We start from the raw sequence: 26,857 nt of genomic DNA on the forward strand, positions 1-26,857 counted from the left end.
ATGTTCCAAACGCAACCATCCATTAAAATGGTGGGTCCGACGCACCCGCAGTCCCGGAGTCCCCATGAGTTCCCCCGCCCAGCACGTTTCCGCCAGCGCCGCCCATGCGGAGACCCGCCCCTTGCGCTTCGTCACCGCGGCCAGCCTGTTCGATGGCCATGACGCCGCCATCAACATCATGCGTCGCATCATCCAGGCGCAGGGCGCCGAGGTGATCCATCTGGGTCATAACCGCTCGGTGGAAGACGTGGTACGCGCCGCGCTGCAGGAAGACGCCGATGCGATTGCGCTGTCGTCCTACCAGGGCGGCCATGTCGAATACTTCAAGTACATGGTCGACATGCTGAAGGAACAGCATGCCTCGCACATCCGTGTGTTTGGCGGCGGTGGCGGCACCATCACGCCGGAAGAAATCCGCGAGCTGCAGGCGTACGGCGTCGAGCGCATCTATCACCCGAACGACGGCATGAAGCTCGGCCTGACCGAAATGATCGAAGACGTGATGCATCGCACGCGTGCCGCCGCGGTGAAGCGTGCGAAGGAAGAAGAGGCTCACACGATCACACCGATGGTCGACATCGGCAATGAGATCGCCGTGGGCCACGTGCTTTCGGCCATCGAAGAAGGCGAGTTGGCCGAAGCCGAACTGGAACACCTGCGCAAGCAGTGGAAGATGGCCGGCAAGCAGACGCCGGTGCTCGGCGTGACCGGTACCGGTGGCGCGGGCAAGTCGTCCGTCGTGGACGAACTGCTGCTGCGCTTCCTGCACTCGTTCCCCGAGATGCGCATCGCCGTGCTCGCCGTCGATCCGACCCGTCGTCGCAGCGGTGGCGCGCTGTTGGGCGACCGCATCCGCATGAACTCCCTGCGCAGCCATCGCGTGTACATGCGCTCGATGGCCACGCGACGCCAGCACGCCGCGACCAGCGCCGTGCTGCGCGACTGCATCGATTTCCTCAAGGCGCAGCCGTACGACCTCGTGATCGTCGAAACCGCCGGTATCGGCCAGAGCGATTCGGAAATCGTCGACCTGGTGGACTTCCCCACCTATGTGATGACCAGCGATTACGGCGCGGCGAGCCAGCTCGAGAAAATCGACATGCTCGATTTTGCCGAACTTATCGTGCTCAACAAATTCGACAAGCGTGGCGCGGAAGACGCACTGCGCGACGTGCGCAAGCAATGGAAGCGCAACCGCACCGCGTTCACGCTCACCGACGAGCAGGTGCCGGTGTATCCGTCGATCGCCAGCCAGTTCAATGATCCGGGTGTGACCTGGATGTTCAGCAACCTGTGCCGCCTGATGCGGGAAAAGCTCAGTCTGCCGGCGGAGAAGTGGACGCCCAAGCTCGACACCACGCTGAAGGAACCGCGCGCCACCGTGCTCATTCCGGGCAGCCGCGTGCGCTACCTCGCCGAGATCGCCGAGCAGGGCCGCGGCATCAACAAGGAAATCGAGCACGAGGCGGAATTCGCCAGCAAGGCGCAGCATTACTACGAGTCGCTGAAGGACCTTGGCGATGCGCATCTGCCGCGCGAACTGGCTCGCTATGAGTCCGAAGCGCTGCACGAAGAGGGTGCCGATCGCACGCTGCTGATCTTGCGTCAGCGCTATAACGCGGCGATCAAGGAACTCAGCCACGAAGCGATCCACCTTCTGCATGACTGGCCCAAGCGCTACAAGTCGGTGACCGACGAGGTCAACGAATACAAGGTGCGCGACAAAGTGATCCGCGTGGAGAACTACCGCGTATCGCTGAGCCACCAGAAGATCCCGAAGGTCTCGCCGCCCAAGACCAAGGACTGGGGCGACCTGCTGCGCTTCCTGATGCGCGAGAACCTGCCTGGCTATTACCCGTATACCGGCGGCGTGTATCCGTATCGCCGCACCGGTGAAGATCCCACCCGCATGTTCGCGGGCGAGGGCACGCCCGAGCGCACCAATCGCCGTTTCCACTACCTGAGCCAGGGCGGTGCGGCCACGCGCCTGTCCACCGCGTTCGACTCGGTGACGCTGTACGGCGAAGACCCGGCGCCGCGTCCGGACATCTACGGCAAGATCGGCAACTCCGGCGTCAATATCGCCACCCTCGACGACATGAAGAAGCTGTACTCCGGCTTCGATCTCAGCGCGCCGAGCAGCTCGGTGTCGATGACCATCAACGGTCCGGCGCCGATCATCCTCGCGATGTTCATGAACACCGCGATCGACCAGAACGTCGAGAAGTATCTGAAGGAAGATCCGGCGCGCTGGGCTGCGGCTGAGAAGAAGATCGCCTCGATGTTCCCGAACGGCCGTCCGCAGTATTCCGGCGAGCTGCCCAAGGGCAATGAAGGCCTGGGCCTTGGACTGCTCGGCATCACCGGCGATCAGCTGGTGGATGCGGACACCTACGCTCGCATCAAGGAAGAAACCCTGCAGAACGTGCGCGGCACGGTGCAGGCGGACATCCTGAAAGAGGATCAGGCGCAGAACACCTGTATCTTCTCCACCGAATTCGCGCTGCGCATGATGGGTGACATCCAGCAGTATTTTGTCGACCACAAGGTGCGCAACTTCTACTCGGTGTCGATCTCCGGCTATCACATCGCCGAAGCCGGCGCGAACCCGATCAGCCAGTTGGCCTTTACGCTGAGCAACGGCTTCACCATCGTCGAGTACTACCTCGCGCGCGGCATGAGCATCGACGATTTCGCGCCAAACCTGTCGTTCTTCTTCTCCAACGGCATGGATCCGGAATACACCGTGATCGGTCGTGTGGCCCGCCGCATCTGGGCGCGTGCGATGCGCGAGCGCTACGGCGCCAGCGCGCGCAGCCAGATGATGAAGTACCACATCCAGACTTCGGGCCGTTCGCTGCACGCTCAGGAAATCCAGTTCAACGACATCCGCACCACGCTGCAGGCGCTGTACGCGTTGTTCGATAACTGCAACAGCCTTCACACCAATGCGTACGATGAAGCCATCACCACGCCGACCGAAGAGAGCGTGCGTCGCGCGGTGGCGATCCAGATGATCATCAACAAGGAACTGGGCCTCAACTTCAACGAGAACCCCTGGCAGGGCAGCCATATCGTGGATGCGTTGACCGATATCGTCGAAGAGGCGGTGTACAAGGAGTTCGAGGCAATCAGCGAGCGCGGCGGCGTGCTCGGCGCGATGGACACCATGTACCAGCGCGGCAAGATCCAGGAAGAGTCGATGTACTACGAGCAGAAGAAGCACGACGGCAGCCTCCCGCTGATCGGCGTGAACACCTTCCTGCCGAAGGATCACGGCGGCGAGATCGCCACCGAGATCGAACTGATCCGCTCCACCGAAGGCGAGAAGGGCCAGCAGATCGACAACGTGCTGGCGTTCGGCAAGGCTCGTAACGGGCTGGCGCCGGAGAGCCTGAAGGTGTTGCAGGAGACGGCGCGTGATCGCCGGAATGTGTTCGAGCAGTTGATCGAGGCGGTGAAGTACAACTCGCTCGGGCAGATCAGCCACGCGTTGTATGACGTGGGTGGGGAGTATCGGCGGAATATGTAAGGAAGGGATTTGCCTTTTCCCTCTCGATTGGGGGCGGGGCAAATCGCATGAAGCCGCTCCGATGGGGGCGGCTTTTTTTTTGGCTCGTCATCGCGGTGCACGCAAGTTTCAACTCGTCGTCCCGGCGCAGGCCGGGACCCAGAGTCTCGGCGCTCAGTTGTCGCGGTACCGCGACCGGGGGGGGAACGCAGGCCTGTGGATGGCGGATCAAATTGCCGGTCGGGTCTTTGTGGGAGCGCACCCTGTGCGCGACAAACCTACGGAGCGGTACACCGCAGCGTGGCTGTCGCGCACAGGGCGCGCTCCGACAGACAAGCTCTAGTGGCCGAGCATTGGCACAGCGATTGGACGGACTACGTTCACCGCTGGCCACCGCGCTCTCCCGCACACCCAGCCATCCACCGCCATGCTAGCCTCCGGTTTTCTCCTCGCTGGCGACATCGATGCTCATCGTTCACCATCTCAACAACTCCCGTTCCCAGCGTGTGCTCTGGCTGCTGGAAGAGCTGGATGTGCCGTATGAGCTGCGCAAGTACGAGCGCGATCCCAAGACGATGCTGGCGCCGCCGGAATTGCGGGCGATTCATCCCTTGGGGAAGTCGCCGGTGATTGAGGACGACGGGCAGATCATCGCGGAGTCGGGGGCCATCATCGAATACCTGGTCGATCGCTACGACACGGGTCGCCTGGCTCCGCTGCCCGATATGCCTGAGCGCCTGCGCTTTACTTATTGGCTGCACTACGCCGAGGGTTCAGCCATGCCGCCGCTGCTGCTGAAGCTGGTGGCGTCGCGTATCGCTACCGCGCCCATGCCGTTCTTCGCCAAGCCCATCGCACGACAGATTGCCAACAAGCTGCAGTCGACCTTTGTCGACCCGCAGCTGGCGTTGCATTTGAATTACGTCAACAACGAGCTGGCGCAAACCGGCTGGTTTGTCGGCAGTGAGTTCAGCGCGGCGGACATACAGATGAGCTTTCCGATGGAAGCCGCCATCGCGCGCAGCGGACTGAAGAGCAAGCTTCCGCACATTGCCGCCTTTGTGAAACGCGTGCAGCAACGTCCGGCGTATCGACGCGCGCTGGAACGCGGCGGTCCTTACACGCTGGCTTGAGTGCGTGGTTCAAAGAGTGCGCTCTTGCATGGGCCAGCCGGGGGTCTGCGTTTGGGCGGGTTGGTGATGACCCTGCCCAAGCACACGGCTGAGCCTGCAAGAGCGCATTCCTTGCGCCACGTCGCCGGATTTCGATGCGACGAAATCAGGAAGGTTTGCAACCGGTGCCGCAGGTACATGGTTGCTGCCCGCTCACCCGACCTGCGGCCGCCCGGCTGCAAGCCTTCCTGATCTCATCGACACGCCTGGGCGCCAATCAACCGCTGGCCGTATCGAGAACGCCGATGGGACGAATCCGCTTACAGCGTGAGTTCCTGCTACCGCATCCGCCGGTTGTGTCGCGTTCGCGCGGGGGCGAACAGGCGGCGCTGGCTCAGGCATATCAGCAGATAGAGCGACGATAGGGCGAGGCCACGCCATACGGCCGCGTCGCCGCCCGGTCGCAAGATCAGTTCAACGATGGAAAGCGCGAACAGCAGCGCCGACAACACCATGCCGGCAGTTCGCCATCCGATAGCGCGGGAGCGGTTTGTGTGAATCGCCATGTCGCTATTGTCGTCAGGCGATTCGTAAAGAATCGATATCGCGCAGCCGCCGGCTGCATATAAATCGCGTAAAGATTGCGACACCGCCATTCGTCGGATCGTGCGATGCAACGCTGAGTCAGGTCGCAAGCAAGGCCCTGTCTCTTGTGGGATGGACGTCCATCTTTCGAGGCGACAGGCATGGGTTAGACAGCCGAGCTTCATGCTCGCGAAAGTCTTTTGTCAGTTACAGGCGCCTGCGGTTAAAACGCCGTGTGAAGCGACAAGTCGACGCAAGCAAGCGAAAGGTATTCGCAGCTCTCGCGGAGTAACACGAACACACCTATCCCCGTTCCTGCAGTCGAAGGCGTGTCGTGAAACTCCCCATCCTGATGTATCACAATATTGCGATGGTGCCTGAGGGCATCAACGTCTACCGCAGTCTGTATGTGTCGCCCGCTGCGTTCTCTCGACAGTTGGCCATGCTGCGAATGCTTGGTTATCGCGGCTTGTCGATGTCCGACGCCATGCCTTACCTGCGCGGCGATCGCGTCGGCAAGGTGGCCGTGCTGACCCTCGACGACGGCTACGTCGACAATCTTGACTCCGCGCTGGGCACGCTGCGTCGCTACGGTTTCACCGCGACGTGCTACGCGGTGAGCGGCTACATCGGCCAGTACAACGCCTGGGACGGCGAGAAGCTCGGGATCCGCAAGCCGCTGATGTCCGTCGAGCAGCTGCGCGCATGGCGTGCCGGTGGCATGGAGGTGGGCGCGCACTCGCGCACGCATGTGCGGCTCAGCCAGTGCACGGACCAGCAGCAGCACGACGAAATCCATGGCAGCAAGGCCGAGCTGGAAGATCGCCTCGGCTTCGGCGTGACGCAGTTCTGCTACCCGTACGGCGACTACGACGAGCGTGCGGTGCATGCCGCCCGCAACGCCGGCTACGACGCTGCGACCACGACCGATCGCGGCCGCGTGAGCACCGGCGATGCGACCGATCTGTGGCGACTTCCGCGCATCCAGGTGGCACGCCATCACCTACTGCCCCAGGTGGCAGCGAAGGTCCTCACCCGTTATGAGGACAGGCGCGCATGAAGCTGCTCTTTGTTGGCACCAATCCCGAAAACACGGGAGCCGCCACTCATTTTGTGGCATTGGCGCGTGCGCTGTCGCAGGCTGGACATCAGGTGGAAAGCATTGTGTCCCGGCAGGGCATGATCGGCGCAGGCATGCAGTCGGCGCGTATTCCCGTATTTCCCAGCTCGTTCCGCAATGCATTCGACCAGCGCGGCTATGCCGCCGTGCTTCGTCGCATTGTACCGTTCGCGCCGGACTGGCTGGTCGGCAACTTCGGCAAGGAATACTGGCCGTTGATTGCCTGCGGACGGCTGACCGGTACGCCGGTGGCCTTGTTCCGCCATCGCAATCCGCGCATGAGCAAGGTGTCCGAGTATGGCGTGCCGCGGCTGGCGCAGCGCTTCATCGCAGTGTCTGACTACGCCAGAGATGCCTATCTCGCGCGCGGCGTGCCGCCGGAACTCGTGCATATTTCGTATAACCCGGTCGACACCAGCCTCTATCGACCCGATCCGCAACGTCAGGCGCAGGTGCGTCGCGAATTTGGCATACCGGAGGACGCCATCGTGATGGGCTACGCCGGGCGCATGCATGGCGGCAAGGGTGTCGCACAGCTCATGCAGGCAGCCAACGCCGCCATGGCCATGGAGCCGCGACTGCATGTGCTGTGGGTGGGTAATGGTCCGGAAGAATACGTGCTGCATGGCATGGCCGAGCAGGGCGGCGCAGCGACGCGGCATCACTTCACCGGTTGGGTGGACAGCACGGTGCGTTATTGCCAGGCATTCTCCTTCTTGGCCTTTCCTTCGGTGGAGCCCGAGACATTCGGCCGCGTGGCCATCGAGGCGGAATCTTGCGGTGTGCCGGTGATTGGCAGCCGCATCGGCGGCATTCCGGAAACCATGGAGGATGGTGTTACCGGGTACCTGATCGAGCCAGGCGACATCGCCTCGTGGCGGGATGCGATCCTGACCATGTGCGATCCCGAGTTGGCCCGCCGCATGGGCGTTGCGGCACGGGTCCATGTGATGGAGTGTTTCAGCAATGTGGCAGTCGCACGAGATTTCGAATGGCTGCTGCGCTTTGGCGGCGCACCGGCGCGGCACCTGCATCACATCGCCACCTGAGCAGCCTCAAGAACTTACGTCCATGAGGTCATGGCAAATGCTCATATAGGCGTCCGCCTGGACTGTCATCTAGTTGTCATAAACCGTCTACACTCTGGCTTTATAGCGCCGGCAGGGTGGGCCGTGCGCGCCGGTTGGTCCTGAACGCTCATGTGGGGAGAATCATATGCGCAGCAAGCTGGCAGTTGCCCTGGCCCTCGCCGTATGCGCCACCGGCGCCCATGCCGATGGCGATAGCTTCAACGACATCTTTACCAACGGCCACGTCGATGGTGAGTTGCGTCTCTACGACTTCGACCGCCTCTACGAGACACCCACCACGCCAGACGCGCATGCGCTTTCACTGGCTGCGCTGATCAACGCACAGACGGGTGCGTTCTGGGGTGGATTCAGTGTCGGCGGTTCGTTCGTGACGGCGAATATGCTGGGCACCAAGGACGACAATCCCGCCAAGGTCGACACCTCGCTGATGGGCCCTAACAGTTCGCTGGGTGCCTGGAGTCAGGCTTACCTGCAATTCAAGCGCGACTGGTTTCTGTTCCGTGGCGGCTATCAGTATCTCAATACACCGTGGATGGGCGGTAACGATTCGCGCGTGATTCCTTCGTCGTACAACGCCGCGCTGGCGCAATTCACGCCGGTGAAAGACTGGAACATCTTTGCGATCCGCACCTTCAGCTGGAAGAGCCGCACCTCCAACGGTATGTACGACGACAACTTGTACTACCCGTCGAAGTACAGCGGCGATTCCATGTACGGCAACAACGGCGCGTTGCCGCTCACCGCGCCGGAGGCCAATGGCACCTGGGCCGCGGGCACCAACTACACCAGCGGCGGCTTCAAGGGTGAGGCCTGGTATTACGATTTCCTCCGCTTCGCGCGGATGGGCTACGTCAACGGCAGCTATACATTCACCACCGGCACGCCGTTCAATCCCTTTATCGCCGTGCAGGCGCTCGAAGAGAACAGCAGCAGCGACAACATCCTCGTGCAGACCCATACCAAGCTGGTGGGCGTGGCGGGCGACCGGGTGAAGGCCGAGGCGTGGGGCGCGGACATCGGTACGTCGATCTATGACGGCCGCATTGATTTTTCGTACAACAAGCTCGAAGGCGAATCCGGCGCGGTCGGCAATGGCGCGCTCATTTCGCCGTACACGGTGAATTACGCGACCGATCCGCTGTTCACCACGTCGATGATCCGTGGACTCGTCGAAATCGGTCCAGGGCACGCATGGAAGGGCCGCGCGCAATACAACTTCTTCGACAAGAAACTGCAGCTGGTGGCGGCCTACGCCAAGTACACCTCGCTTGAACGCGGCAATAGCCATGACGTGTACTTCGACATCATCTACAACATGGATAGCGTGCTCAAAGGTCTGCAGTTGCGCGATCGCTGGGAGCGCTCGGTGGGCGGCATCGCCAACCTCAATCCGGGCAATGAGTCGTTCACGTACAACCGCGTGATGATCTCGTACAAGTTCTGATCGACCTGCGATGGCGGCGAATGGCCGCCATCGCCATCCCACGGTCTGCATCGGCCGCGTGTTCACAAAGTCGCGACAAGAAAACGCTTGACTGTCGATTAACCAAGTGGTTAATTGACGATCATGGCCACTACCCCAGACAGCTTGTCGCTCACCTTCAGCGCGTTGGCCGATCCGACGCGACGCGCGATCCTGACACGCCTGGCCAGGAGCGACGCCACCGTCGGTGAACTGGGCGAACCCTTCGACATGTCCGCACCAGCTATTTCCAAGCACCTGCGTGTGCTGGAGGGCGCCGGCCTGATCGCAAGGGAAGTGGACGCCCGCTGGCGTATCTGCCGTCTCCGGGCGGAGCCCATGCATGACGCGCACGATTGGCTGGAGGCTTATCGCCGTCATTGGGAAGACAGCCTGGATCGACTGGTCGAGTTTGTCGAACAGACCCATCGCGCCGATGCGAAGAAGCGTGGCAAAGGCGCCCCACGAGTACCGAGGAAAAAGCCATGAGCACGCAAGCTGCAACGTTCGAGCTGGAAATGACCCGCTTCATCCGCGCGCCGCGGGAGAGAGTGTTCGACGCGTTCACCGATGAATCTGCGCTTGCCGCATGGCACTGCCCGCGCGGCCTGCATGTGGGCGAGGTGGCGACTGATGTGCGGGTGGGCGGACGCTACCGCGTCACCATGGTGAAGAAGGACGGCACCGTGCACGGCTCCAGCGGCACCTACCAAGTGATCGAGCGCCCCTCGTTCCTCGCCTATACCTGGGCCTGGGATGGCGAAGGCGACATCGCTGCGCGCGCCACGCTGATCGAGGTGACGCTGACCGAGAAGGATGGCGGCACCCAGCTGCATATGCGCCACACCGGCTTCCCCGATGCCGCCGTGCGCGACGACCACAACCAGGGTTGGACGTCCGTCTTCAACCGACTGGCGGATTACCTCGATCCGGATGGCTCGGCCGGCTCTGTGGTGTTGGTGGGCAGTCCAATCAGCCCTTACGTGCGTGCCGTGCGCATGGCGCTGGCGGAGAAGGGCGTGGCGTACTCGCTCGTGTCGGTGGCGCCGCATTCGGCCGAGGCCGATGCGATCCATCCGTTCGGCCGCATCCCGGCCATGTACGACGGCCCGCTGCAGTTTTACGAAACGCGCGCCATCCTGCGCTACATCGACGAAGCCTTCGATGGACCGGATCTGCTGCCCACCAGCGGCGTCACCTCGCGCGCCAGGGCCGAGCAGTGGTACAGCGTGTTGGATGACTATGGCTACGACGCCATCGTCACACGCTTCATCCTGCAGTACATGTTCCCATCGGGTCCCCAACCTGATCGCGCCATCATCGACGCCGCGTTGCCCGATATCGACCGCCTGTTGGCCACTTTGGATGCAGGCTACGGACAGCGCGATTTCCTGGTCGGCAACGGGCCGTGCATCGCCGACTATCTCGCCGCACCGCTGCTGTACTCGCTGGCGCAGACGCCGGAAGGTCCGGGCTTGTTGGCGAAATATCGGAACGTGCAGCGGGCCATGCAGGTGATACAGGCGCGGCCAAGTTTCGTTGCGGCGGAGGCTGCCGTCGATGCCGATCGTGCCGCCTCCAACGTCACGCCCCTGCGCCAGGCGAGCGCTGCATAACGATGGATAGTTGTGGGGTGGAAGCTACGCGCGCTGGCGGAATACATGTCATGCAGGCTCAGTTCCCACGTTCAGGTTCGGCGCCCCGATCCGCACTCCAGCGAAGATAGCGTGGTCCGGATAGGGCGATAAAACCGATCAGGCCCGCGATGCCGGCAATAAACAGAGCGACCTGCTTCAGAAGAAACGGCCAGCGTTCTGTAACACCGTTGACGGTGTAGTCGAACCCCGTGCTGCGCTTGATCATGGAGGCGCCTTGGTACAAGGCGCCTCCGTTGAACTCATCGTCAAAGGGAACGAAGTCGATGGCACTTTCTTCGTCCGGCGTGCGCACCGAATAGTGCTGTACGCAGTGATTGCGCGCAGGGCACTCAGTATGAGAGGACAGCACCACGAATTCGCCCACGAGGAAGTACATTCGTGCGCTGCGATAGCCTGCGACCAAGATCAATCCGACGCCGGCGGCCAGCAGGCAGATCAGTAGAAACTCCGGTGTGCCTGTCCACTTCTGCATTTTCACCGCACTGTCCCTGTTCGATGACGATCAGCATTCTGCGCGAATCGCCTCGCTCGCCGCCACCGCCAGCCCCGACACCACGCCCAGCGACGGATCGCCGTGCACCAGGGGAACCTCGGGAAAGCACGCCTGCACGCGTGCCTTCACCTGGGGCGAGCGCGAGGTGCCGCCGGTAAGAAAGACGCTGGCGGGCAGGGCGGCCAGGTCGTCGCGCACGATGGTGAGTGTGCGCTCCAGCTGGATGAGGAAGGGCTCGATGGCTGTATCCAGATCGCTGCGCGTGGCATCCACAGCGAGGCCGTGTTCGATGAAATCCAGCGGTGCACGATAGGTGATGTCGCCGCTCAGCATGATCTTGGTGCGTTCGGCCGTCTGATTGAGTCGCGTGGTGGCGCCCAGTTCCTGCAGGGCGCGCAGGCGCGGACCATAAGGCGCAGCGACCAGGCGGTAGTTCTGTTTGCGGAATTCGCGCTGCTTGGGCAGGTTGTGAACGCTGGCCGCTTCCACGAACTGGTGCTGCGGTATGCGCACGATGTCCTTGCCCATCAGCGGCATGAAACTGTGCAGGCTCACGCCCACGTCCAGGTCGGTGCCGCCCTTGGGTAGACCCCAGTTTCGCGCGATGAACGGCGAGGCGTCGCCGCCCAGCTCTGCATGTGTCACGTCGGTGGTGCCGCCGCCGATGTCCACGATCAATGCGTGCTGCCGGTCGCTGAGGCTCTTGTGGTAATGCATCGCTGCTGCGGCCGGCTCCTCCAGAAAGCTCACCTCGTCGAAACCCGCTGCAGCCGCCGCTTCGCGCAGAATCTCCATGGCTTGTTCGGAACCGGCTGCGCCCATCGAGCTGCGAAACTCCACCGGGCGTCCAATCACCGCGCCGCGCACGGCCTCGCCGAACTGGCGACTGGCGGTAAGACGAATGTGTTCGAGGATATGCGTAGCAATGTGCACGATCACCTTGCGCACCTGCGGGTCCAATCGATAGCCGAACATCGACTTGGGCGATTCGATGAGGTTGCCGCCGCCGCTTTCAAGATAGCCTTCCACGGCATCTTCGCCGAACAGCGCATGTTGGAAGCTGGCAACCGAGGCGGTGGCGGCGCGTGCCTGTTCTTCCATCCATTGGCGGCGCACCACGCGCAAGGCGTCGCGGCGCAGATCGGCATCCGATCTGACGACCTCGTTGCCTGCCGCCGCCAACCGGCGCAGATCGAGGCGGGCCGAGCGCATATGCGCGTCCATCTGGGCTTCCAGCTCAGGCGTGAGCTCGAAGTCGTTCGGGTCAGGCACCAGCTCGGGGAAATACACGGCCGTGCGGAACTGCTCGGCGGCGCCGAAGCGCACGAGCGTGAGTTCGCCGCCGATGATGGCCGCGGCTGCCGAATAGCTGGTGCCGAAGTCGATGCCGATGTGCATAAAGAAGCCGCGCGCTTAAGGGCAATCAACCATTATCTCAGGTCTGGCGAATACGTGCCGGTGTAGCGCGTCTCATGCTGCCTGCGAACGAGGCTGGCCCGATGGTGTAGAGACGCAGAAACGCCCGCGTCACGGCGTCGTCGTTATCTTTCGCTAACCTTAGTCTGAGGGCTGGCTTTCAGCGCCTGTGAACGGTCCGTGGATATCCCGGCAGATTCCAGGCAGTCAAAGCGGCCCGTTGTTGCGTCCTTGGGTCTATCAAAGGAGACGGCTCAGATGTCTCATTCCGATGATGCAAAACTGCGCGCCAGCCTGCGGGACTGGTTGATCGCCTCGGCTGTCCTGGTAGTTCCGCTGGTGTGGGTGGGAACCCAGGCGCTGGATGAGCCGCTGTATATGGCCAACGCATCGAGGCCATACCATGCTGTCGCGGTGGCGCAGGCTCCGGTTCGCCACCACGCGGTGAAGGAAGGCGTCCATGCCCCGCTGCTGAGCGACACCCGTGTTCTGTTTGCGCTGAAGGCTATCGACGCAGGCGCTGGCTACGAAGCGCCGTGGTTGAATGGGGCGCGTGCCAAGGCTGGCCATGACAAGGGCCATCGCGCCAATGCGATCGCCTTGGAAAACGCCAACACCCAGGCCTATCAATTAGCCGTCGCCGAGCCGCGTTGACCCTTTGACATCGGCAGCTTCAGCGCGCGAGTCAGGACGGTTGGCCTGAAGGCAATCGCGCGCCGCAGACTTTGCGGCGCGTGACATGGGCGGTACCCCGGCAGCGCCGCGGCGATCGCACATACCCAACCCCCGGGTTATAAGCATGTGCGATGTCGCGGCCGGGCGTCAGCCGCATTCCGGCGAGCTGATCGTAGAACGCGCTCATTGGCTTGACCGTCGAGGTCATCGGGTCGTCGGCCTGAGCGGGCATCTGCTGAAGCGGGGTGCACATTGCGCCCATCACGGCCGCTGCGCCATTCCCCATGTGGCACAGGACGGGTGTCGTAGGGATGGGACTACTGGCGGCTCATGATGGCTGAGTGGCTTCAATCGACAGAAGGCGAAACGGCGATACCCAAGTCCAGTCACCGCCCCAGAGCAAATCGCCCAGGGGCAGGGTGGCCACGTGGTCGGCTGAGGTCCCCGCTTGAGAACGCCGGCGCCAAACACCACATTGGATGTCAGCTGCGTTGGGGAGTTTTCGGGCGCTTGTCGCCTGGGTCGGTCATCGCGACATGGCGCCGTTGAACGGCGCACGCAAGTGCGATGCGGCTTCTCTGGTTGCCTGCATGCCGGCCCACCACGCACCACTGTCACCTATGGGAAGGACCAACACATGAGCACGAAAACCGAAACGGCGATCCTGGCTGGCGGCTGCTTCTGGGGTATGCAGGATTTGCTGCGGCGTTACCCGGGCGTGTTGTCCACGCGCGTGGGCTATTCCGGCGGCGATGTGCCCAACGCTACTTACCGCAATCACGGCACGCACGCCGAAGCCCTGGAGATCGTGTTTGATCCCAGCGTGATCAGCTATCGCCAGATCCTGGAGTTCTTCTTCCAGATCCACGACCCGAGCACCAGGAACCGCCAGGGCAACGACGTGGGCATGAGCTACCGCTCGGCCATCTTCTATCTCAGCGACGAGCAGAAGAAGGTCGCAGAAGACACCATCGCCGATGTCGACGCCTCGGGCCTGTGGCCGGGCAAGGTGGTCACCGAGGTCACGCCTGCCGGCCCGTTCTGGGAAGCCGAGCCGGAACACCAGGATTATCTGGAGCGCATTCCGAACGGCTACACCTGCCACTTTCCGCGAGCGGAGTGGAAGCTGCCCAGGCGCGCGCAGTAATTCGCGAGTAACCAGAGGGGCGGTCCATGCGGCCGCCCCTTTTTTTTGGGCCCATGCGCGGCCTGCCGCTAGGCGTGCCTGGGCCAAAGAATGGCCTGGGCAACCACCACATGTTCGCCGTTGAAGGTGGCCGCGGGCGATCCGTAGAGTTCGTAGCCCAGCGCCAGTGCTTCGGAAACGCGCTGGCAGAAGGCAGCGTCATCCTTGCCGGTGAGCAGGCGGTAGCGCGGCAGGCCATCGGGTGGCGTCTTGGACATGCGGAGGGTCCTCCAGGTTGTGAATTTGCGGCTGTCCGTCAGTGTACGCAGGGCAAGGCTCAACCTGACTGTGCACTAGGTAAAACCACGTAGGGGTCCCCCGTAGTTCTCCGCATGTACTTCCTGCGAGCCGCAAAGGACAGTACCAGTCATGTGACCGGAGACGGAGAGCGCCTTGCGATATCGACATCTCTCGTTGGCGCTTGCGCTGGTTTGCTTCGTCGCACAGGCGCAATCGGCAGCGGACGAGGCAGCGGCCAACGACTCCGCCGATCTGGCCAAGAAATTGTCGAACCCGGTGGCATCGCTGATCAGTGCGCCCTTCCAGTTCAACTACGACAGCAAGATCGGTCCCGATGAACGCGGACACCGATTGACCATGAACATCCAGCCGGTGGTGCCGATCTCCATCAGCGACGACTGGAACATGATCTCCCGCACGATTCTTCCCGTGACCAGCCAAGCCGACATCTCGCCCGGCGCCGGAAGCCAGTCGGGCATCGGCGACATCACGCAGAGCCTGTTTTTTTCGCCCAAGGCGCCGGGCGCCGGCGGCATCATCTGGGGCGCCGGCCCTGCCTTCCTGTTGCCCACGGCCACAGATGATCTCTTGGGCGCGAAGAAGTGGGGATTGGGCCCCACGCTGGTATTGCTCAAGCAATCGAAGGGTTTCACGTACGGTTTTTTGACCAACCAGATATGGTCGATTGCCAGTGTGAAAAACAATCGCGACCGCGCTCCGCTGAGCAGCCTGTTCTTCCAGCCGTTCCTGTCCTACACCACGCCCACCGCCTGGACTTATGGCGTGAATGCCGAATCCACCTATGACTGGCACGCGCATCGGGCGGCGGTGCCGCTGAATTTCACCGTGGCCAAACTGACCAAGGTGGGCAAGTTGCCGGTGAGTTTTACCGGCGGCGTGCGCTACTGGGCGGCCAGCAGCGCCACCAGTCCGCACGGTTGGGGTTATCGCGCGGTGGTGACGTTGCTGTTTCCCAAGTAAGACGGCTGACTGGCTGGACAGCGCGGTCCTCATCGGATGAAAGCGATTTAGCCGTCAGCGCTGTGCTGTGGCTGAGTACCCGATCACTCAGCGTTGTTCTTCGCCGAACACGATGCGGTGGCCATCGGGCGTCACGATGGCAAACTCGCGCATGCCCCACGGCTTGTCGTCGAGCGCATGCCAGATCGGTACGTTCTTCGACAACAGCTCTTGATAGAGAGCCGCGGCATCGCGCACATGGAGATAGGCGAACCAGGAGTGATCCTGGCATCGGGAGATCGGCTCTGCATCCGGGCAATCGCCGATGCGCAGGCGACAGGCACCGCGTTGCAGGAAAGACCAGCCATCGACGCGGAGGCTCTCTTCAAAACCAAGCTTGTCCATGTAGAAACGCCGCGATGCCTCCAGGTCGGTCACGGCCAATACGAACGTTGACGCGATGATGTCGGGCATGGCGCGCTCCTTGGCGATGGCTTAGAGATGGTCGGCGTCGATCACGGCCTTGGCGAATGCCTCGGGCGCTTCCTGCGGCAGATTGTGGCCAATCCCGCCCGTCACCAAGCGGTGCTCGTATTTGCCGGTGAACTTTTTGGCATAGGCGGCCGGTTCCGGGTGCGGCGCGCCGTTGGCATCGCCTTCCAACGTGATCGTCGGCACGCCGATCGTGGGCAGCGCGGCGAGTTTCTTTTCGATCGCCTCGTATTGTGGCTCTCCTTCGGCCAGGCCCAGGCGCCAGCGGTAGTTGTGGATGGCCACGGCCACCTGGTCGGGATTGTCGAAGGCGGTGGCCGAGCGCGCGAAGGTGGCGTCATCGAACGCCCATTGCGGCGAGGCCAGTTCCCAGATCAGTCGGGCGAAATCGTGCGTGTACTTGGCGTAGCCTGCTTCGCCGCGCTCGGTGGCGAAGTAGTACTGATACCACCACTGCAGCTCGGCCTTGGGCGGCAGCGGCGCGCGGTTGAGTTCCTGGCTGCCGATCAGATAGCCGCTGACGGACACCAGCGCCTTGCAGCGCGCCGGCCACAGCGCGGCCAGGATGTCCGCCGTGCGGGCACCCCAGTCAAAACCGGCGACGACGGCCTGGTCGATCTTGAGCGCATCCAGCAGTGCGATGGCGTCGGCAGCGAGTGCGGCCTGCTGGCCATTGCGCTTGGTATCCGCCGAAAGAAAATGCGTGTCACCGTAGCCGCGCAGGTAGGGAATGATCACGCGATAACCGGCAGCGGCAAGGATGGGCGCCACGTCGACAAAGCTGTAGATGTCATACGGCCAGCCATGCAGAAGCAGCACGGGCTTGCCGTTCGCCGGGCCGTCTTCCGCATAGGCCACGTCCAGTACACCCGCCTTCACATGCTTGAGCGGCTTGAACGACGTACCGCCGCCCGTGATGCTGTGCTTGACTGCGGCGGCTGCTGGTTTGGCCGTCTGTGCGCTGGCGAGCGACGCGAGACCGAATGGGGCGATCGCGAGCCCCATGGCCGTCGCTCCGAGGAAGGTCCGGCGCTGCTGGTTGATCTGGTCCGACATGAAGCATCTCCCTGCGGGTTGGTGTGCCCGCATAGAAGATCATGCCCCTGTGTCTGCTCTGTGTGGGGGTGCCGGGGATTTGAAAGTTCGTGTACCAGACAGGCCCGTCGATACATTGGGATACAAAACGACCCTGGCCCCTTTTGTTGCCGGCCGAGTGCCTCCATGGTGGCGCTGGGAGAGGGGCGTTCGTTCAACGCTTAGCTGGCAACAGGGAGGGGATATGGCCTGGCTGGACCCGCAGTGGTTTACACCCGCAGCACTGGCCGCCGAATGGCGGCGCAAAGACGTGCGTGGGTGCTTGATCGGCGTAGTGACGACCATCGTGGTCCTGGCCCTGTTCTGCCACCCGGAATCCGCACCCACGGCGATCTATATCGACTCGGTTGGCATCGACGTATTTCTCGCGATACTGGAAACGCAGTTGATCGTCGCACTGGTGATCTCTCGCGATCAGTTGCTGGAATTCTTTCGAACGGCCTACGTATCCGATGAACCACTGGGTACCCTGCTGCGGAAGGCAACGTCGTTCGCCCGATACTTGCGTGAAGCGCTTCGTGGCTCGTTTCGAGAGTAGACCGGCTTTATCATTCCGCAACAGTTCCGAGGCAACATGGAGAGCAGGGTGATCAAGGCGATTTTCTTCGACTACGACGGCGTGCTAACCACGGATAAAAGTGGCACGCTCACCACCGACCGCTATCTGAGCGCAGCTACCGGCATCGCGCAGTCAACCATCGGTGCCGCTTTCCAACCCTATATCGGCGACTTGATCATGGGCCGGGTGACTCATGCGCAGATCTGGAGCGAGGCTTGCCAGGCCATCGGCAAGGAGCTGGACATCGGCTTGTTGCTGGCCGCGTTCGAAAGCACGCCCGTGAATGCAGGCATGTTCGAATTGGCGCGCCGGCTGAAGGACAACCATGCGGTCGGCATCATCACCGACAACCGGCAGGAGCGCATGGACCATCTCAGGCAGCACCAGCAGCTGGATGTCATGTTCGATCCCATCGTGGTCTCTTCGGAAGTGGGTAGCGCGAAGGACACGCGGGATATCTTCGTGCATGCGCTCTCCCGCGCAGCAGTAGCACCCCAAGAAAGCATCTTCATCGACAACAGCGAGGCCAACCTGCGTGCGGCCCGTGCGTTAGGCATGCATGGGGTGTTCCATGATGACGCGAAGAACGATGTGGAGGCCCTGAGCCGCGAGCTGGCAGCATTGGGAGCCTGCATTGGTAGTGGCTGAGTCGTGCTGCCTGAGTCCACGAACGAATTTTCCACACTGATGAAAGGACGTAACGCGATGCGATGGATGGCTTCGTGTGTCGTATTCATGGTTTGCCAGGCGGCCTGGGCTGCCGACGGTTTCCGGTTCACGGCGCCCTACGGGCCTTATGACGTGGGGTTCAAGGTCGTACAGCAGTACGACATGAGCCGAAGCTACCGCCCCGGTGTCGACGCCGTGACGGGCGAGGCAGACCGAACTCCCCAGGGCCGGCCCATCGAAACCTTGATCTGGTACCCGGCCGCATCGGCGGGACGCCCCCTTTTGTATGCCGACTACGTCCATCTGGGCGGCTTCGAAGATCGCTTCGACCTGGGCCACGGCGAAAGTCAGCGCATTGCCGAGGCTTCCATGCGCGCCTACCTCTCGCGCGGCTATCTCCCCGCAGACATCTCGCGCGTCATGGCAGAACCGGTGCATGCCACGGGCGACGCCCCAGTGGCCACGGGAAAGTTTCCGCTCGTCATTTATGCACCTAGTGATAGCTCATCGGCCTACGAGAACGACAGCTTGTGCGAGTACCTGGCGAGTCACGGCTACGTGGTCATTGCCAGCCCCTCGCACGGCGCGCACGTGCGCTACATGACAGACGGCCATGTCGCCGACAACGTGGAAAACTCGCGCGCCCAGGCGGCCGATATCGGATTTCTGATCGGCTATGCGGCCTCATTGCCTCAGGTCGATACGGCCAAGGTGGGCGTGGTGGCGTACAGCTGGGGCGGCATGTCCAGCACGTTTGCCGCCGCCAACGACAGCCGCATCCGCGCACTGGTCGACCTCGACGGGTCGGTTCGCTACTTCCCCAAGGTCCTCGCCGCAGCGCCGGACATCACGCCCGATCGCATCCAAGTTCCGCTGCTCTTCTTTGCCGATCAGGAAGACCCGCTTGCTCCCGGTAAAGACTCCAAGCCCGGCAGCTTTCTCGCGCGCATCCGCCACGCGGACGTGACCGAAGTCGGCCTGCTCAAGCTGACGCATGACGACTTGTGCAGCGATAGCTCGCGGTTTCCCGGCCGATTCGGGCCGGTCCACACCACGTTCGACGAACGTAACGAGAGTTACGCCTGGGTAGCCCGCTACACACAGCAATTTCTGGACGACGTGTTGAAGGGTGATGCAAGCGCCAAGGCCTTCATGAGCGCCGCATCGGACGCGGTCGGCGTCCCCGCGGGCACGCTCACGATTCGGCACCGGGCCTCCGTGGGGCCAAGCCCTTCCGTGGCTGCCCTTGCGCAGGCGCTGCAGAGGGACGGGTTTGACCGGTCCATCGAAACCTATGCGGCTTACACCAGGCAACATCCTGCTTTTAAGGTGAACGAAGATACCTTCGGCGCCTGGTTTTCCTCTTTATCGGATCTTGCGCGAAGCAAGGACGCCCTAGGCGTCTGCAAGCTCTGGGTGCATGTCTATCCCAAGAGCGTCGATGGGTGGATGTCCCTCGCAGAAGCGTATGAGTTGGCGGATCAGCCACAGGCCGCCGTGCAAAGCTTTCGGCAGGCGTTAAAGCTCGACCCTCATAACAAGATCATCGCAGCCGCGATGAAGTTTGAGGCAACCAACACCGCGCATTGACGCGCGTGTGTTGGTTAGGCCGTTCCCGGCGCGATTCAACGCATCTGATACGGATGGAAGATGTGATCCTTCGCGGACACCTTCACGTGACACGCATGGCCGCAATCGGAGACACCGGTGGGGTCGGCTGAGAACGTGCTGGTAGTTGCGTCGAAATCAAACAGCGCGTAGCCCCATCCAGCGCTCTTGGGGAATCGTTTGCTGTCTTTCTCGATGACGAAAGCCTGGGTGAAGACGTCTGGCACGTCCACGGCGAACGGGGCTTCGGTGCTCTTCTTGAACTTCCACTGCAGCTTGGCGATCTTGGAACCCTCGGGGAAGGGTTTGCCGTTGCCGGGGATGCCCGACTTGTACGCCTGGATCATGATCGGGTTGGCGACGATCACCTTGAGCACTTCGTCGGTACGCGCGGAGGAGACCACGGACCAGTCTTCATAGCCCTTGAAATCGGCGAAGGCGACGCCGCTGGGCGACACGAGCGAATACTTGTCTTTGATGCTGACGCCGGCTTTGGCCTTGTCCTGCGCATACAGGGCCGTTCCACCCAGCACGACCAGTAGAACGGCGGCGGTCGCAATGGCGAGCTTGCTAGTGCGCTTCATGGCTACTCCTCGCATGGTTGTCGTGGACACGCGTGGTCTGTGGACGTGAGTCCATCGGCTCGATCACAAATCATCGCGATACTTAAATCCATCAGACGAAGGTGTTGATGCCGGGCCATCAAGCTGCCGCCATGTTTCATCGTCGAAACGCCCCTGCGTCTGCTCGACGCCGACCCGCGGCGACCCGGGCCCGGACATCCTGGGCGCGCCAGCGGAAGCCAGCGTGAAGGCCTCTCGTAAGACACCGCGGGAAGGAGCGTTTTCTAAACTTCCTTGGGAGCGCGCCGATAAAACGTGAGCGCGGAGTGATGGGCTCCGTATCCCGGAGCGAACATGTTGGTACTGGTCGGTGCAGTGGTGGTGCTTGTGTGCGTGCTTGGCGGCTTTGTGCTGTCGCACGGCCAGATCCTTGCCTTGTGGCAGCCGTACGAGCTGTTGATCATCGGCGGCGGTGCGCTGGGTGCGTTTCTTTCGGCCAATCCGTCCAAGGTGGTCAAGGCCGCACTGCGTGATGTGGGCGGACTGCTGAAAGGGCCCAAGTACAACAAGCAGGATTATGTGGATCTGCTGTCGATGCTCTATGAGCTGTTCAGCCTGATCCGCAAGGAAGGCTTGCTCGGCGTGGAAGAGCATATCGAAGACCCGCAAGCGAGCTCGCTGTTTTCCGCTTATCCGCGCCTGCAGCGCGAGCATCACCTGATCGAGTTCACTACCGATTGCCTGCGCCTGATGGTGGGCGGCAGCATGAATCCGCATGAACTGGAACAGTTGCTGGAGGTGGAGCTGGAAACCCATCATCACGAAGCCGTGGCGCCTGCAATGGCGGTAACCAAACTCGCCGATGCGTTGCCGGGTTTTGGCATCGTGGCGGCGGTGCTCGGCATCGTCACCACCATGGGCCAGCTCGATGGCGACACCTCGCGCATCGGCATGCATATCGCAGGCGCGCTGGTCGGCACCTTCCTGGGCATCCTGCTTTGCTACGGCTTCATCGGCCCGTTGGGTGCGGCGATGGAAAACCGGGTGCAGGAAGACGGCCGGGCCTTCGAATGCGTGAAGATCGCGCTGCTGGCCAATCTGCGCGGTTACAACCCGAAGGTGGCGGTGGAGTTTGCGCGCAAGTCGCTGGCGACCAACACCCGCCCGCGCTTCCAGGACCTGGAAGAACACCTCAAGTCGCCGCGCGCCAAGGCGGCCACGTGAGCGAGCAGGGCGAAGCACCGCTGATCGTCATTCGCCGCAAGAAGCAGCAAGGGCATGGCCATCATGGCGGCGCCTGGAAGGTCGCCTATGCGGACTTTGTCACGGCGATGATGGCGTTTTTTCTGGTCATGTGGCTGATCGGCGCGGGCACGCGCGAGCAGCGCGCGGCCATCTCCGAATACTTCAAGAACCCCAGCATGATGCAGGGCACGGCCACCATGGCACCGCCGGGGCAGATGGGGCCGGGCGGCGCCAGCACCAGCATGATCAAGGCCGGTGGTGCACTGGATCTACCCCATGGGCCCGGCAAGGACCGCCAGGGCGCAGCGGCGGCCAGCACCGATCCCAAGGAGATCGAGAAGGAAGCGCGCAAGCAGGAGCGCGCGCGGCTGGAAGAATTGATGCAACAGCTGGAGGCGGCGATCGAGAAGAGCCAGGCGTTGGCGCCGTTCAAGGATCAGCTGCTGCTCGACATCACGCCCGAAGGTCTTCGCGTGCAAATTGTAGACAAGCTCAATCGCCCGATGTTCGACCTGGGCAGCGCGCAACTGCGGCCGTACACCACGACGATCCTGCAGGAGCTTGCCGGCTTCATCAATCGCGTGCCCAATCGCATCAGTCTCTCCGGTCATACCGATGACGCGCCGTACAGCAGCGATCATCAGTACAGCAACTGGGAGCTGTCCGCCGATCGCGCCAATTCGGCGCGGCGCGCCTTGCTCTCCGGCGGCCTAACGGAAGACAAGATTGCGCGCGTGGTGGGGCTGGCCGCTTCGGTGCCGTTCGATCGCGTGAACCCGGGCGACCCGATCAACCGGCGCATCAGCATCATCGTGATGAACCGGCAGGCCGAGGCCGCCTCGCTGTCGCAGGAGAGCGCTGGCGTCGAACACGATGCGCCTGCGTTGCTGCCCGCGGTGGCGTCCATCGTGCCGGCGAAAGCCGCGATCATTGCCGTATCGGGGACGGGCGCCGACGGTGGCAACGCAGGCGCTGCTGCACAGGTTCATGTCGACTCGCCGTGAGGCGCTCTCCGCCTAATCGCTGGCCAGCCGATCGATGACCAGATCGAGCAGGGCGCGCAGACGTGCCAGTCGGCGCAGATCGCGGTGGTAGCCGATCCAGGTGTCGCGCGTGGGCGGTTCTTCTTTCATCGACAGGCGTTCGATGCCTGGCGTGGCGTCGCCCAACGGTCGCGGCAAGACGGCAAGGCCGGCGCCGCTGGCGCACAGGCGCGCGTGCACGTCGCGCGCGTTGCTGCGGAAAGCGACGCTGGCGTTGGGGAACTGCGCGTGCAACCAGCTGACGTCGGGCATCTCGCCAAACGCTTGGTCCATGGTGATCAGCGACACGCCCTTGCCATCGCCGGCTTTGGGTTTGCGTGCGCCTTTGAGCTGATAGACGCCGTAGTGCATGCGCAGCAGTTTTCGCGAGACCACGTCGGGCTCGTCGAACGGCTTGATGCGAAAGGCGAGATCCGCTTCGCGGCGCGCCAGGCTGAGCAGGCGGGTATCGGTGAGCAGTTCCACCGTGACGCGCGGATGTTGCCGCACGTATTCGGCGAGTACGGGAGCCAGTACCTGTGCGCCGAACCAGTCGGACGAGGTGATGCGAAGCAGGCCATCGAGTTCCTGCTGCTGGCCGGCCAGTCCACGCTGGAAGCTGAGCACTTCCTGTTCCATGCGTTCGGCGTGCTGGCATACCAGCACGCCTTCTTCGGTGAGTACGAATCCATCGCTGGTGCGCTGGAACAAGGTCTGGCCAATCGCCGCTTCCAGGGCACGCAAGCGGCGGCCCATGGTGGGCTGGGTTTGTCCCAGCGTGCGCGCCGCCGCACCCAACGTGCCTTCGCGGGCGATGGCGAGGAAAATGCGCAGATCGCTCCACTCCATCGCGGTGCTCCAGGCTGGTGCTAGGTGTCATGCAAATTTGCATGAATATCATGCGTTTTATTTAGTTTTCATGCAATTTGGACTGGCGTAGCTTGGACCCATCCGAACTACGAGGCCTTGGCCATGAATGCAAACCCGTCCATGCAAGCCGCCGTGCTGGAGCAGCACGGCCCTATCTTCCGTCGCACGGCCATCGCGCGGCCCAACCCCGTCGAGGGGCAGGTGCTGGTACGCATCATGGCCAGCGCCGTCAACCCGCTGGATCTGAAGATCCGCACCGGTAACGCCGAGCACGCGCGGCATCCGTTGCCGGCAATCCTTGGGATCGATATGGCCGGCGTGGTGGAGAGTGTGGGGCCGGGCGTCAGCACGTTTCGCGCCGGCGACGAGGTGTACGGCATGACGGGCGGCGTGGGCGGCGTGCAAGGTTCGCTCGCCGAATACGCCGCGGTCGATGCGCGTCTGCTGGCGCCTAAGCCGGCGCACTTCAGCATGCGCGAAGCGGCCTCCCTGCCGTTGGCATTCATCACGGCGTGGGAGGGACTGGTCGACCGTGCGCAGGTAAAGGCGGGGCAGAGCGTGCTGGTGCAGGGCGCAGGCGGCGTGGGCCATGCCGTGATCCAGCTGGCGCGCGCCTTCGGCGCCACGGTGGCCGCCGTCGACTCGGCGTCGAAGGCTGCGCAGAGTCGGGCCTGGGGCGCGATTCCCATCGAGCGCGACACGCCGGTGGAACGCTACGTGGCCGAGCATGCGAATGGCCGAGGCTTCGATCTGGTTTACGACACCGTGGGCGGTGAAGGTCTGGACGCTTCGTTCCGGGCCGTCAGGCGCTTTGGCCATGTGGTGAGCGCACTTGGTTGGGGCACGCATGCGCTGGCGCCCTTGTCGTTTCGCGCCGGCACCTACTCGGGCGTGTTCACGCTGCTGCCGCTGCTTACCGGCGAAGGCCGCGAGCATCACGGCGAGATCCTGCGCGAGATCACTCGGTTGGCGGAGGCGGGAAAGATCGCGCCGTTCGTCGATGCGCGCCACTTCAACCTCGATACCGTCGCCGACGCCCATGCCTTGATCGAGCGACGCGAGGCGCGCGGCAAAGTGGTGATCGACATCGCCAGCTGAAACAAAAACGGCCGGCGAATGCCGGCCGTTCCAGGATGAGCGGGAGAGGATTACTCCTCGCCGTCTTCCTCGTCTTCCTCTTCCTCGCCTTCGTCCTCGAAGGTTTCGAGTTCTTCGACGCGCAGGAAATTCGGCGCCGCATCGGCGAAGCTCACCTGCTTGCCGTTGGCCAGCATCGGGCGTACGTCACGCTGCGTGCTGCCGTTGCGCACCGACTCCACCAGCGCAAAACACACCAGCGCCTCGGCGCTCTCGTCGCCGTCTTCGTCGAACACGGCAACCCAACCCGTGGCGGGCATGATCTGGAGGATGTTTTCTTGTGAGGACATGACACTTCCGGTTTGGGGAAACGAAGAAGCTTGCCGGGTGCCTGGCGGGACTGCAAGCAACGGTTTGATGACCGCGAGACGGGATGCGCCCGTACCAGTGAGCCCATCACAAAACAGCTCGTTCCCAGGCAGTGCAGCGGTCTCCATGGCGCCGTCATACCTGCGAGTTAGCGTACGGAGAGCGGCATCAGCGAGACCGTACGCGCCGACTCAGCCATCTGGCGAAGGCATTGGCAAGGGTGTCGCTGCCGCCGACGACGCGACCGTTTTCCTTGCGGGCAGCTGTCGACATGTTCTCGCGAACGGCCATGGGAAGCCATTTTGCGGGCCGAGTCTGATGACGACCTGGCGTCGTTGGGGGCAGATTCTACGCTGCACCCGGTGGTCGGCCTTTTCTGTTTGTCATATGTCTCTTGGCGTGCGCAGCGTCACAGAATTGCCCTACTATCACGCGATGACAAATCCTGCGACTCAGCCCCCTATGGAAGGACACCGTGGCAGCCTGGCCTGCGTCGGCTTGGGCATGACCCTGGGCTCGCATCTGACCCCCCTGGCTCGCAGTCATATCGTGCAGGCGGACGTGGTGTTTGCCGGTCTGTCCGACGGTATCGTGGAGATGTGGCTGCAGCGCATGCATCCGGATGTGCGCAGCCTCCAGTCCTACTACCAGGAAGGCAAGTCGCGCCTGACCACGTACCGGCAGTGGGTCGACCTGATGATGGCCGAAGTGCGCGCCGGCAAGCGCGTCTGCGGCGTGTTCTACGGGCATCCCGGCATCTTCGCGTGGTCGCCCCACAAGGCCATCGACGCGGCGCGGGCCGAAGGGTATGCAGCTCATATGGAGCCGGGCATTTCTGCCGAGGACTGCCTGTACGCCGATCTGGGTATCGACCCGGGCCGTTTCGGTTGCCAGCATTTCGAAGCCAGCCAGTTGCTGCTGTTCGAACGCCGCATCGATCCCACGAGCTACCTGGTGTTGTGGCAGGTGGGCCTGGTGGGGGATCGTTCGCTGGCGCGCTTCCAGACCGGTTCGGCCTATCGGCAGGTGCTGGTGGAGCTGCTCAGCGAGCACTATCCGCTGGACCACGAAGTGATTGTCTATCGCGCAGCGACCTTGCCGATCCAGCAACCGCGCATACGGCGTGTTGCCTTGCGGGAGCTGCCTCATATCGAATTGCCGGCCGAAGAAACCGTGGTGCTGCCGCCCGCGGAAAAGCTGAAGCCAAACCTAGCCATCCAGGCGCGCCTGGCGGCATTGGACGAATTGGAAAAGGCCGGTTTGCCGGCCTGACGGGATAGAGTAGTCGCACGCCACGCGGGAAGGGCGCGGGGTGCGATGACAGGGTGCTGGCGGGTGCTGCGTGCTATGGGACGCAGAATCCGGCAGGCAATTGAAAGACCATCATCGGAAGAAAACCGGGGGAAACGTATGACTGACACGATGGATTGGCTGGAGGCCATTGGCCAGGACGCGACGCTGCGTCATGCCTCGGCCGGCGAGTTGAATAGCACGCTTGAGGCGGCGGACGCGTCCGAAGCCCTCATGGCGGCAGTGGCATCCGGCGACAGCGCGTGGCTGACCCAGGAATTTGGGCACCGCGACATGTTCGTCAACCAGGCCTCGCAAACCTTTCCCGAGGGCGACGAGCCCGCGCGTGAGGATGAGGCCGAGGAAGAACAGCAGGGCATCCCGAAACCGCAAAGCGTCCCTTCGCCCAAAGGCTAGGCGACCCGGATGCTGCACCGGCGGCGCAGAAGTTGGCCATGGCTCGCTTTAGCGGGCCTGGCCTTTTGCGCA

At 62.8% G+C, this 26,857-nt stretch carries 27 protein-coding genes; 18 read left to right on the top strand and 9 right to left on the bottom strand.

Features of this window, described 5'->3' with window-relative positions:
• The first annotated feature begins 64 nt into the window (after positions 1-64).
• Together AC1DMY_RS03350 and AC1DMY_RS03355 are read left to right on the top strand one after the other, a co-directional pair.
• On the top strand, positions 65-3,532 hold the full coding sequence (locus AC1DMY_RS03350) for a methylmalonyl-CoA mutase family protein (protein WP_477163587.1): 3,468 nt from the start codon (positions 65-67) through the stop codon (positions 3,530-3,532).
• Between the two features lie 443 nt (positions 3,533-3,975).
• On the top strand, positions 3,976-4,644 hold the full coding sequence (locus AC1DMY_RS03355) for a glutathione S-transferase family protein (protein ID WP_477163588.1): 669 nt from the start codon (positions 3,976-3,978) through the stop codon (positions 4,642-4,644).
• A 317-nt stretch (positions 4,645-4,961) separates the two neighbouring features.
• Here the strand turns inward: AC1DMY_RS03355 and AC1DMY_RS03360 are convergent, their stop codons facing one another.
• Complete coding sequence (locus AC1DMY_RS03360; protein WP_477163589.1) at positions 4,962-5,279, bottom strand: hypothetical protein; 318 nt, start codon at positions 5,277-5,279, stop codon at positions 4,962-4,964.
• 281 nt (positions 5,280-5,560) lie between these two features.
• On the opposite strand from AC1DMY_RS03360, the gene AC1DMY_RS03365 reads away from it, so the two are divergent.
• The 5 genes from AC1DMY_RS03365 (at position 5,561) to AC1DMY_RS03385 (ending at position 10,497) form a co-directional block, all read left to right on the top strand.
• Positions 5,561-6,268: a polysaccharide deacetylase family protein gene (locus AC1DMY_RS03365; protein WP_477164183.1), complete on the top strand. Its 708-nt coding sequence runs from the start codon at positions 5,561-5,563 to the stop codon at positions 6,266-6,268.
• Positions 6,265-7,377 carry a glycosyltransferase family 4 protein gene (locus tag AC1DMY_RS03370; protein ID WP_477163590.1) on the top strand — a complete coding sequence of 371 codons (1,113 nt, stop codon included), beginning with the start codon at positions 6,265-6,267 and terminating at the stop codon, positions 7,375-7,377. Before AC1DMY_RS03365 ends, AC1DMY_RS03370 begins: the two co-directional genes overlap by 4 nt.
• 166 nt (positions 7,378-7,543) lie before the next feature.
• Positions 7,544-8,863, top strand: a complete 1,320-nt coding sequence (locus AC1DMY_RS03375; protein WP_477163591.1) for a hypothetical protein — start codon at positions 7,544-7,546, stop codon at positions 8,861-8,863.
• Between the two features lie 123 nt (positions 8,864-8,986).
• The gene (locus AC1DMY_RS03380; protein WP_477163592.1) at positions 8,987-9,370 is read left to right on the top strand and encodes an ArsR/SmtB family transcription factor; all 384 of its coding nucleotides are present in this window, start codon (positions 8,987-8,989) and stop codon (positions 9,368-9,370) included.
• Complete coding sequence (locus tag AC1DMY_RS03385) at positions 9,367-10,497, top strand: SRPBCC domain-containing protein (RefSeq protein ID WP_477163593.1); 1,131 nt, start codon at positions 9,367-9,369, stop codon at positions 10,495-10,497. Before AC1DMY_RS03380 ends, AC1DMY_RS03385 begins: the two co-directional genes overlap by 4 nt.
• Before the next feature lie 58 nt (positions 10,498-10,555).
• On the opposite strand, the gene AC1DMY_RS03390 is transcribed toward AC1DMY_RS03385, so the two are convergent.
• Complete coding sequence (locus tag AC1DMY_RS03390; RefSeq protein WP_477163594.1) at positions 10,556-11,017, bottom strand: hypothetical protein; 462 nt, start codon at positions 11,015-11,017, stop codon at positions 10,556-10,558.
• A gap of 24 nt (positions 11,018-11,041) precedes the next feature.
• Entirely contained in the window at positions 11,042-12,430 is a 1,389-nt protein-coding gene (locus tag AC1DMY_RS03395) for an Hsp70 family protein (protein ID WP_477163595.1), read from the bottom strand.
• Between the two features lie 276 nt (positions 12,431-12,706).
• Here AC1DMY_RS03395 and AC1DMY_RS03400 point away from each other — a divergent pair, with 276 nt between their 5' ends.
• Together AC1DMY_RS03400 and msrA are read left to right on the top strand one after the other, a co-directional pair.
• Positions 12,707-13,102, top strand: a complete 396-nt coding sequence (locus AC1DMY_RS03400; RefSeq protein WP_477163596.1) for a hypothetical protein — start codon at positions 12,707-12,709, stop codon at positions 13,100-13,102.
• A 658-nt stretch (positions 13,103-13,760) separates the two neighbouring features.
• Positions 13,761-14,270 (top strand): peptide-methionine (S)-S-oxide reductase MsrA, encoded by a 510-nt coding sequence (gene msrA, locus AC1DMY_RS03405; RefSeq protein ID WP_477163597.1) that lies wholly within the window; start codon positions 13,761-13,763, stop codon positions 14,268-14,270.
• 68 nt (positions 14,271-14,338) lie between these two features.
• Here the strand turns inward: msrA and AC1DMY_RS03410 are convergent, their stop codons facing one another.
• Complete coding sequence (locus AC1DMY_RS03410) at positions 14,339-14,527, bottom strand: DUF1737 domain-containing protein (RefSeq protein WP_477163598.1); 189 nt, start codon at positions 14,525-14,527, stop codon at positions 14,339-14,341.
• A gap of 175 nt (positions 14,528-14,702) precedes the next feature.
• Here AC1DMY_RS03410 and AC1DMY_RS03415 point away from each other — a divergent pair, with 175 nt between their 5' ends.
• Positions 14,703-15,530 (top strand): transporter, encoded by an 828-nt coding sequence (locus AC1DMY_RS03415; protein WP_477163599.1) that lies wholly within the window; start codon positions 14,703-14,705, stop codon positions 15,528-15,530.
• A gap of 87 nt (positions 15,531-15,617) precedes the next feature.
• Here AC1DMY_RS03415 and AC1DMY_RS03420 read toward each other — a convergent pair whose 3' ends face one another.
• On the bottom strand, positions 15,618-15,983 hold the full coding sequence (locus AC1DMY_RS03420; protein ID WP_477163600.1) for a bleomycin resistance protein: 366 nt from the start codon (positions 15,981-15,983) through the stop codon (positions 15,618-15,620).
• Between the two features lie 21 nt (positions 15,984-16,004).
• Complete coding sequence (locus tag AC1DMY_RS03425) at positions 16,005-17,057, bottom strand: alpha/beta fold hydrolase (RefSeq protein WP_477163601.1); 1,053 nt, start codon at positions 17,055-17,057, stop codon at positions 16,005-16,007.
• Positions 17,058-17,280: 223 nt separating this feature from the next.
• Between AC1DMY_RS03425 and AC1DMY_RS03430 the strand changes: the two genes are divergently transcribed.
• The 3 genes from AC1DMY_RS03430 to AC1DMY_RS03440 are packed head-to-tail and all read left to right on the top strand — an operon-like array spanning position 17,281 to position 19,914.
• Positions 17,281-17,634: a hypothetical protein gene (locus AC1DMY_RS03430; protein WP_477163602.1), complete on the top strand. Its 354-nt coding sequence runs from the start codon at positions 17,281-17,283 to the stop codon at positions 17,632-17,634.
• Positions 17,635-17,682: 48 nt separating this feature from the next.
• The gene (locus tag AC1DMY_RS03435; protein ID WP_477163603.1) at positions 17,683-18,303 is read left to right on the top strand and encodes an HAD-IA family hydrolase; all 621 of its coding nucleotides are present in this window, start codon (positions 17,683-17,685) and stop codon (positions 18,301-18,303) included.
• A 39-nt stretch (positions 18,304-18,342) separates the two neighbouring features.
• Positions 18,343-19,914 (top strand): dienelactone hydrolase family protein, encoded by a 1,572-nt coding sequence (locus AC1DMY_RS03440; RefSeq protein ID WP_477163604.1) that lies wholly within the window; start codon positions 18,343-18,345, stop codon positions 19,912-19,914.
• A 35-nt stretch (positions 19,915-19,949) separates the two neighbouring features.
• Here the strand turns inward: AC1DMY_RS03440 and AC1DMY_RS03445 are convergent, their stop codons facing one another.
• Complete coding sequence (locus tag AC1DMY_RS03445) at positions 19,950-20,516, bottom strand: cytochrome P460 family protein (RefSeq protein ID WP_477163605.1); 567 nt, start codon at positions 20,514-20,516, stop codon at positions 19,950-19,952.
• 333 nt (positions 20,517-20,849) lie between these two features.
• On the opposite strand from AC1DMY_RS03445, the gene motA reads away from it, so the two are divergent.
• Both motA and motB read left to right on the top strand, forming a co-directional pair.
• Positions 20,850-21,719, top strand: a complete 870-nt coding sequence (gene motA / locus AC1DMY_RS03450; RefSeq protein WP_477163606.1) for a flagellar motor stator protein MotA — start codon at positions 20,850-20,852, stop codon at positions 21,717-21,719.
• The gene (motB, locus tag AC1DMY_RS03455) at positions 21,716-22,744 is read left to right on the top strand and encodes a flagellar motor protein MotB (protein ID WP_477163607.1); all 1,029 of its coding nucleotides are present in this window, start codon (positions 21,716-21,718) and stop codon (positions 22,742-22,744) included. The genes motA and motB overlap by 4 nt, the downstream gene beginning before the upstream one ends.
• Positions 22,745-22,756: 12 nt before the next feature.
• Here motB and AC1DMY_RS03460 read toward each other — a convergent pair whose 3' ends face one another.
• Complete coding sequence (locus AC1DMY_RS03460) at positions 22,757-23,611, bottom strand: LysR family transcriptional regulator (protein WP_477163608.1); 855 nt, start codon at positions 23,609-23,611, stop codon at positions 22,757-22,759.
• Between the two features lie 123 nt (positions 23,612-23,734).
• Here AC1DMY_RS03460 and AC1DMY_RS03465 point away from each other — a divergent pair, with 123 nt between their 5' ends.
• Entirely contained in the window at positions 23,735-24,730 is a 996-nt protein-coding gene (locus AC1DMY_RS03465) for a zinc-dependent alcohol dehydrogenase family protein (protein ID WP_477163609.1), read from the top strand.
• 50 nt (positions 24,731-24,780) lie between these two features.
• Here the strand turns inward: AC1DMY_RS03465 and AC1DMY_RS03470 are convergent, their stop codons facing one another.
• Complete coding sequence (locus AC1DMY_RS03470; RefSeq protein WP_121878735.1) at positions 24,781-25,059, bottom strand: hypothetical protein; 279 nt, start codon at positions 25,057-25,059, stop codon at positions 24,781-24,783.
• 481 nt (positions 25,060-25,540) lie between these two features.
• On the opposite strand from AC1DMY_RS03470, the gene AC1DMY_RS03475 reads away from it, so the two are divergent.
• Together AC1DMY_RS03475 and AC1DMY_RS03480 are read left to right on the top strand one after the other, a co-directional pair.
• Positions 25,541-26,350, top strand: a complete 810-nt coding sequence (locus AC1DMY_RS03475) for an SAM-dependent methyltransferase (RefSeq protein WP_477163610.1) — start codon at positions 25,541-25,543, stop codon at positions 26,348-26,350.
• 150 nt (positions 26,351-26,500) lie between these two features.
• The gene (locus tag AC1DMY_RS03480) at positions 26,501-26,785 is read left to right on the top strand and encodes a hypothetical protein (RefSeq protein WP_477163611.1); all 285 of its coding nucleotides are present in this window, start codon (positions 26,501-26,503) and stop codon (positions 26,783-26,785) included.
• Positions 26,786-26,857: the final 72 nt, after the last annotated feature.

This window comes from Dyella sp. 01L423 (genome assembly GCF_056399945.1).

Coding starts and splice junctions, on each gene's coding strand:
- AC1DMY_RS03350 (WP_477163587.1), top strand. CDS start 65: ATGAGTTCCCCCGCCCAGCACGTTTCCGCCAGCGCCGCCCATGCGGAG.
- AC1DMY_RS03355 (WP_477163588.1), top strand. CDS start 3,976: ATGCTCATCGTTCACCATCTCAACAACTCCCGTTCCCAGCGTGTGCTC.
- AC1DMY_RS03360 (WP_477163589.1), bottom strand. CDS start 5,279: ATGGCGGTGTCGCAATCTTTACGCGATTTATATGCAGCCGGCGGCTGC.
- AC1DMY_RS03365 (WP_477164183.1), top strand. CDS start 5,561: ATGTATCACAATATTGCGATGGTGCCTGAGGGCATCAACGTCTACCGC.
- AC1DMY_RS03370 (WP_477163590.1), top strand. CDS start 6,265: ATGAAGCTGCTCTTTGTTGGCACCAATCCCGAAAACACGGGAGCCGCC.
- AC1DMY_RS03375 (WP_477163591.1), top strand. CDS start 7,544: ATGCGCAGCAAGCTGGCAGTTGCCCTGGCCCTCGCCGTATGCGCCACC.
- AC1DMY_RS03380 (WP_477163592.1), top strand. CDS start 8,987: ATGGCCACTACCCCAGACAGCTTGTCGCTCACCTTCAGCGCGTTGGCC.
- AC1DMY_RS03385 (WP_477163593.1), top strand. CDS start 9,367: ATGAGCACGCAAGCTGCAACGTTCGAGCTGGAAATGACCCGCTTCATC.
- AC1DMY_RS03395 (WP_477163595.1), bottom strand. CDS start 12,430: ATGCACATCGGCATCGACTTCGGCACCAGCTATTCGGCAGCCGCGGCC.
- AC1DMY_RS03400 (WP_477163596.1), top strand. CDS start 12,707: ATGTCTCATTCCGATGATGCAAAACTGCGCGCCAGCCTGCGGGACTGG.
- msrA (WP_477163597.1), top strand. CDS start 13,761: ATGAGCACGAAAACCGAAACGGCGATCCTGGCTGGCGGCTGCTTCTGG.
- AC1DMY_RS03410 (WP_477163598.1), bottom strand. CDS start 14,527: ATGTCCAAGACGCCACCCGATGGCCTGCCGCGCTACCGCCTGCTCACC.
- AC1DMY_RS03420 (WP_477163600.1), bottom strand. CDS start 15,983: ATGCCCGACATCATCGCGTCAACGTTCGTATTGGCCGTGACCGACCTG.
- AC1DMY_RS03425 (WP_477163601.1), bottom strand. CDS start 17,057: ATGTCGGACCAGATCAACCAGCAGCGCCGGACCTTCCTCGGAGCGACG.
- AC1DMY_RS03430 (WP_477163602.1), top strand. CDS start 17,281: ATGGCCTGGCTGGACCCGCAGTGGTTTACACCCGCAGCACTGGCCGCC.
- AC1DMY_RS03440 (WP_477163604.1), top strand. CDS start 18,343: ATGAAAGGACGTAACGCGATGCGATGGATGGCTTCGTGTGTCGTATTC.
- AC1DMY_RS03445 (WP_477163605.1), bottom strand. CDS start 20,516: ATGAAGCGCACTAGCAAGCTCGCCATTGCGACCGCCGCCGTTCTACTG.
- motA (WP_477163606.1), top strand. CDS start 20,850: ATGTTGGTACTGGTCGGTGCAGTGGTGGTGCTTGTGTGCGTGCTTGGC.
- AC1DMY_RS03460 (WP_477163608.1), bottom strand. CDS start 23,611: ATGGAGTGGAGCGATCTGCGCATTTTCCTCGCCATCGCCCGCGAAGGC.
- AC1DMY_RS03465 (WP_477163609.1), top strand. CDS start 23,735: ATGAATGCAAACCCGTCCATGCAAGCCGCCGTGCTGGAGCAGCACGGC.
- AC1DMY_RS03470 (WP_121878735.1), bottom strand. CDS start 25,059: ATGTCCTCACAAGAAAACATCCTCCAGATCATGCCCGCCACGGGTTGG.
- AC1DMY_RS03475 (WP_477163610.1), top strand. CDS start 25,541: ATGGAAGGACACCGTGGCAGCCTGGCCTGCGTCGGCTTGGGCATGACC.
- AC1DMY_RS03480 (WP_477163611.1), top strand. CDS start 26,501: ATGGATTGGCTGGAGGCCATTGGCCAGGACGCGACGCTGCGTCATGCC.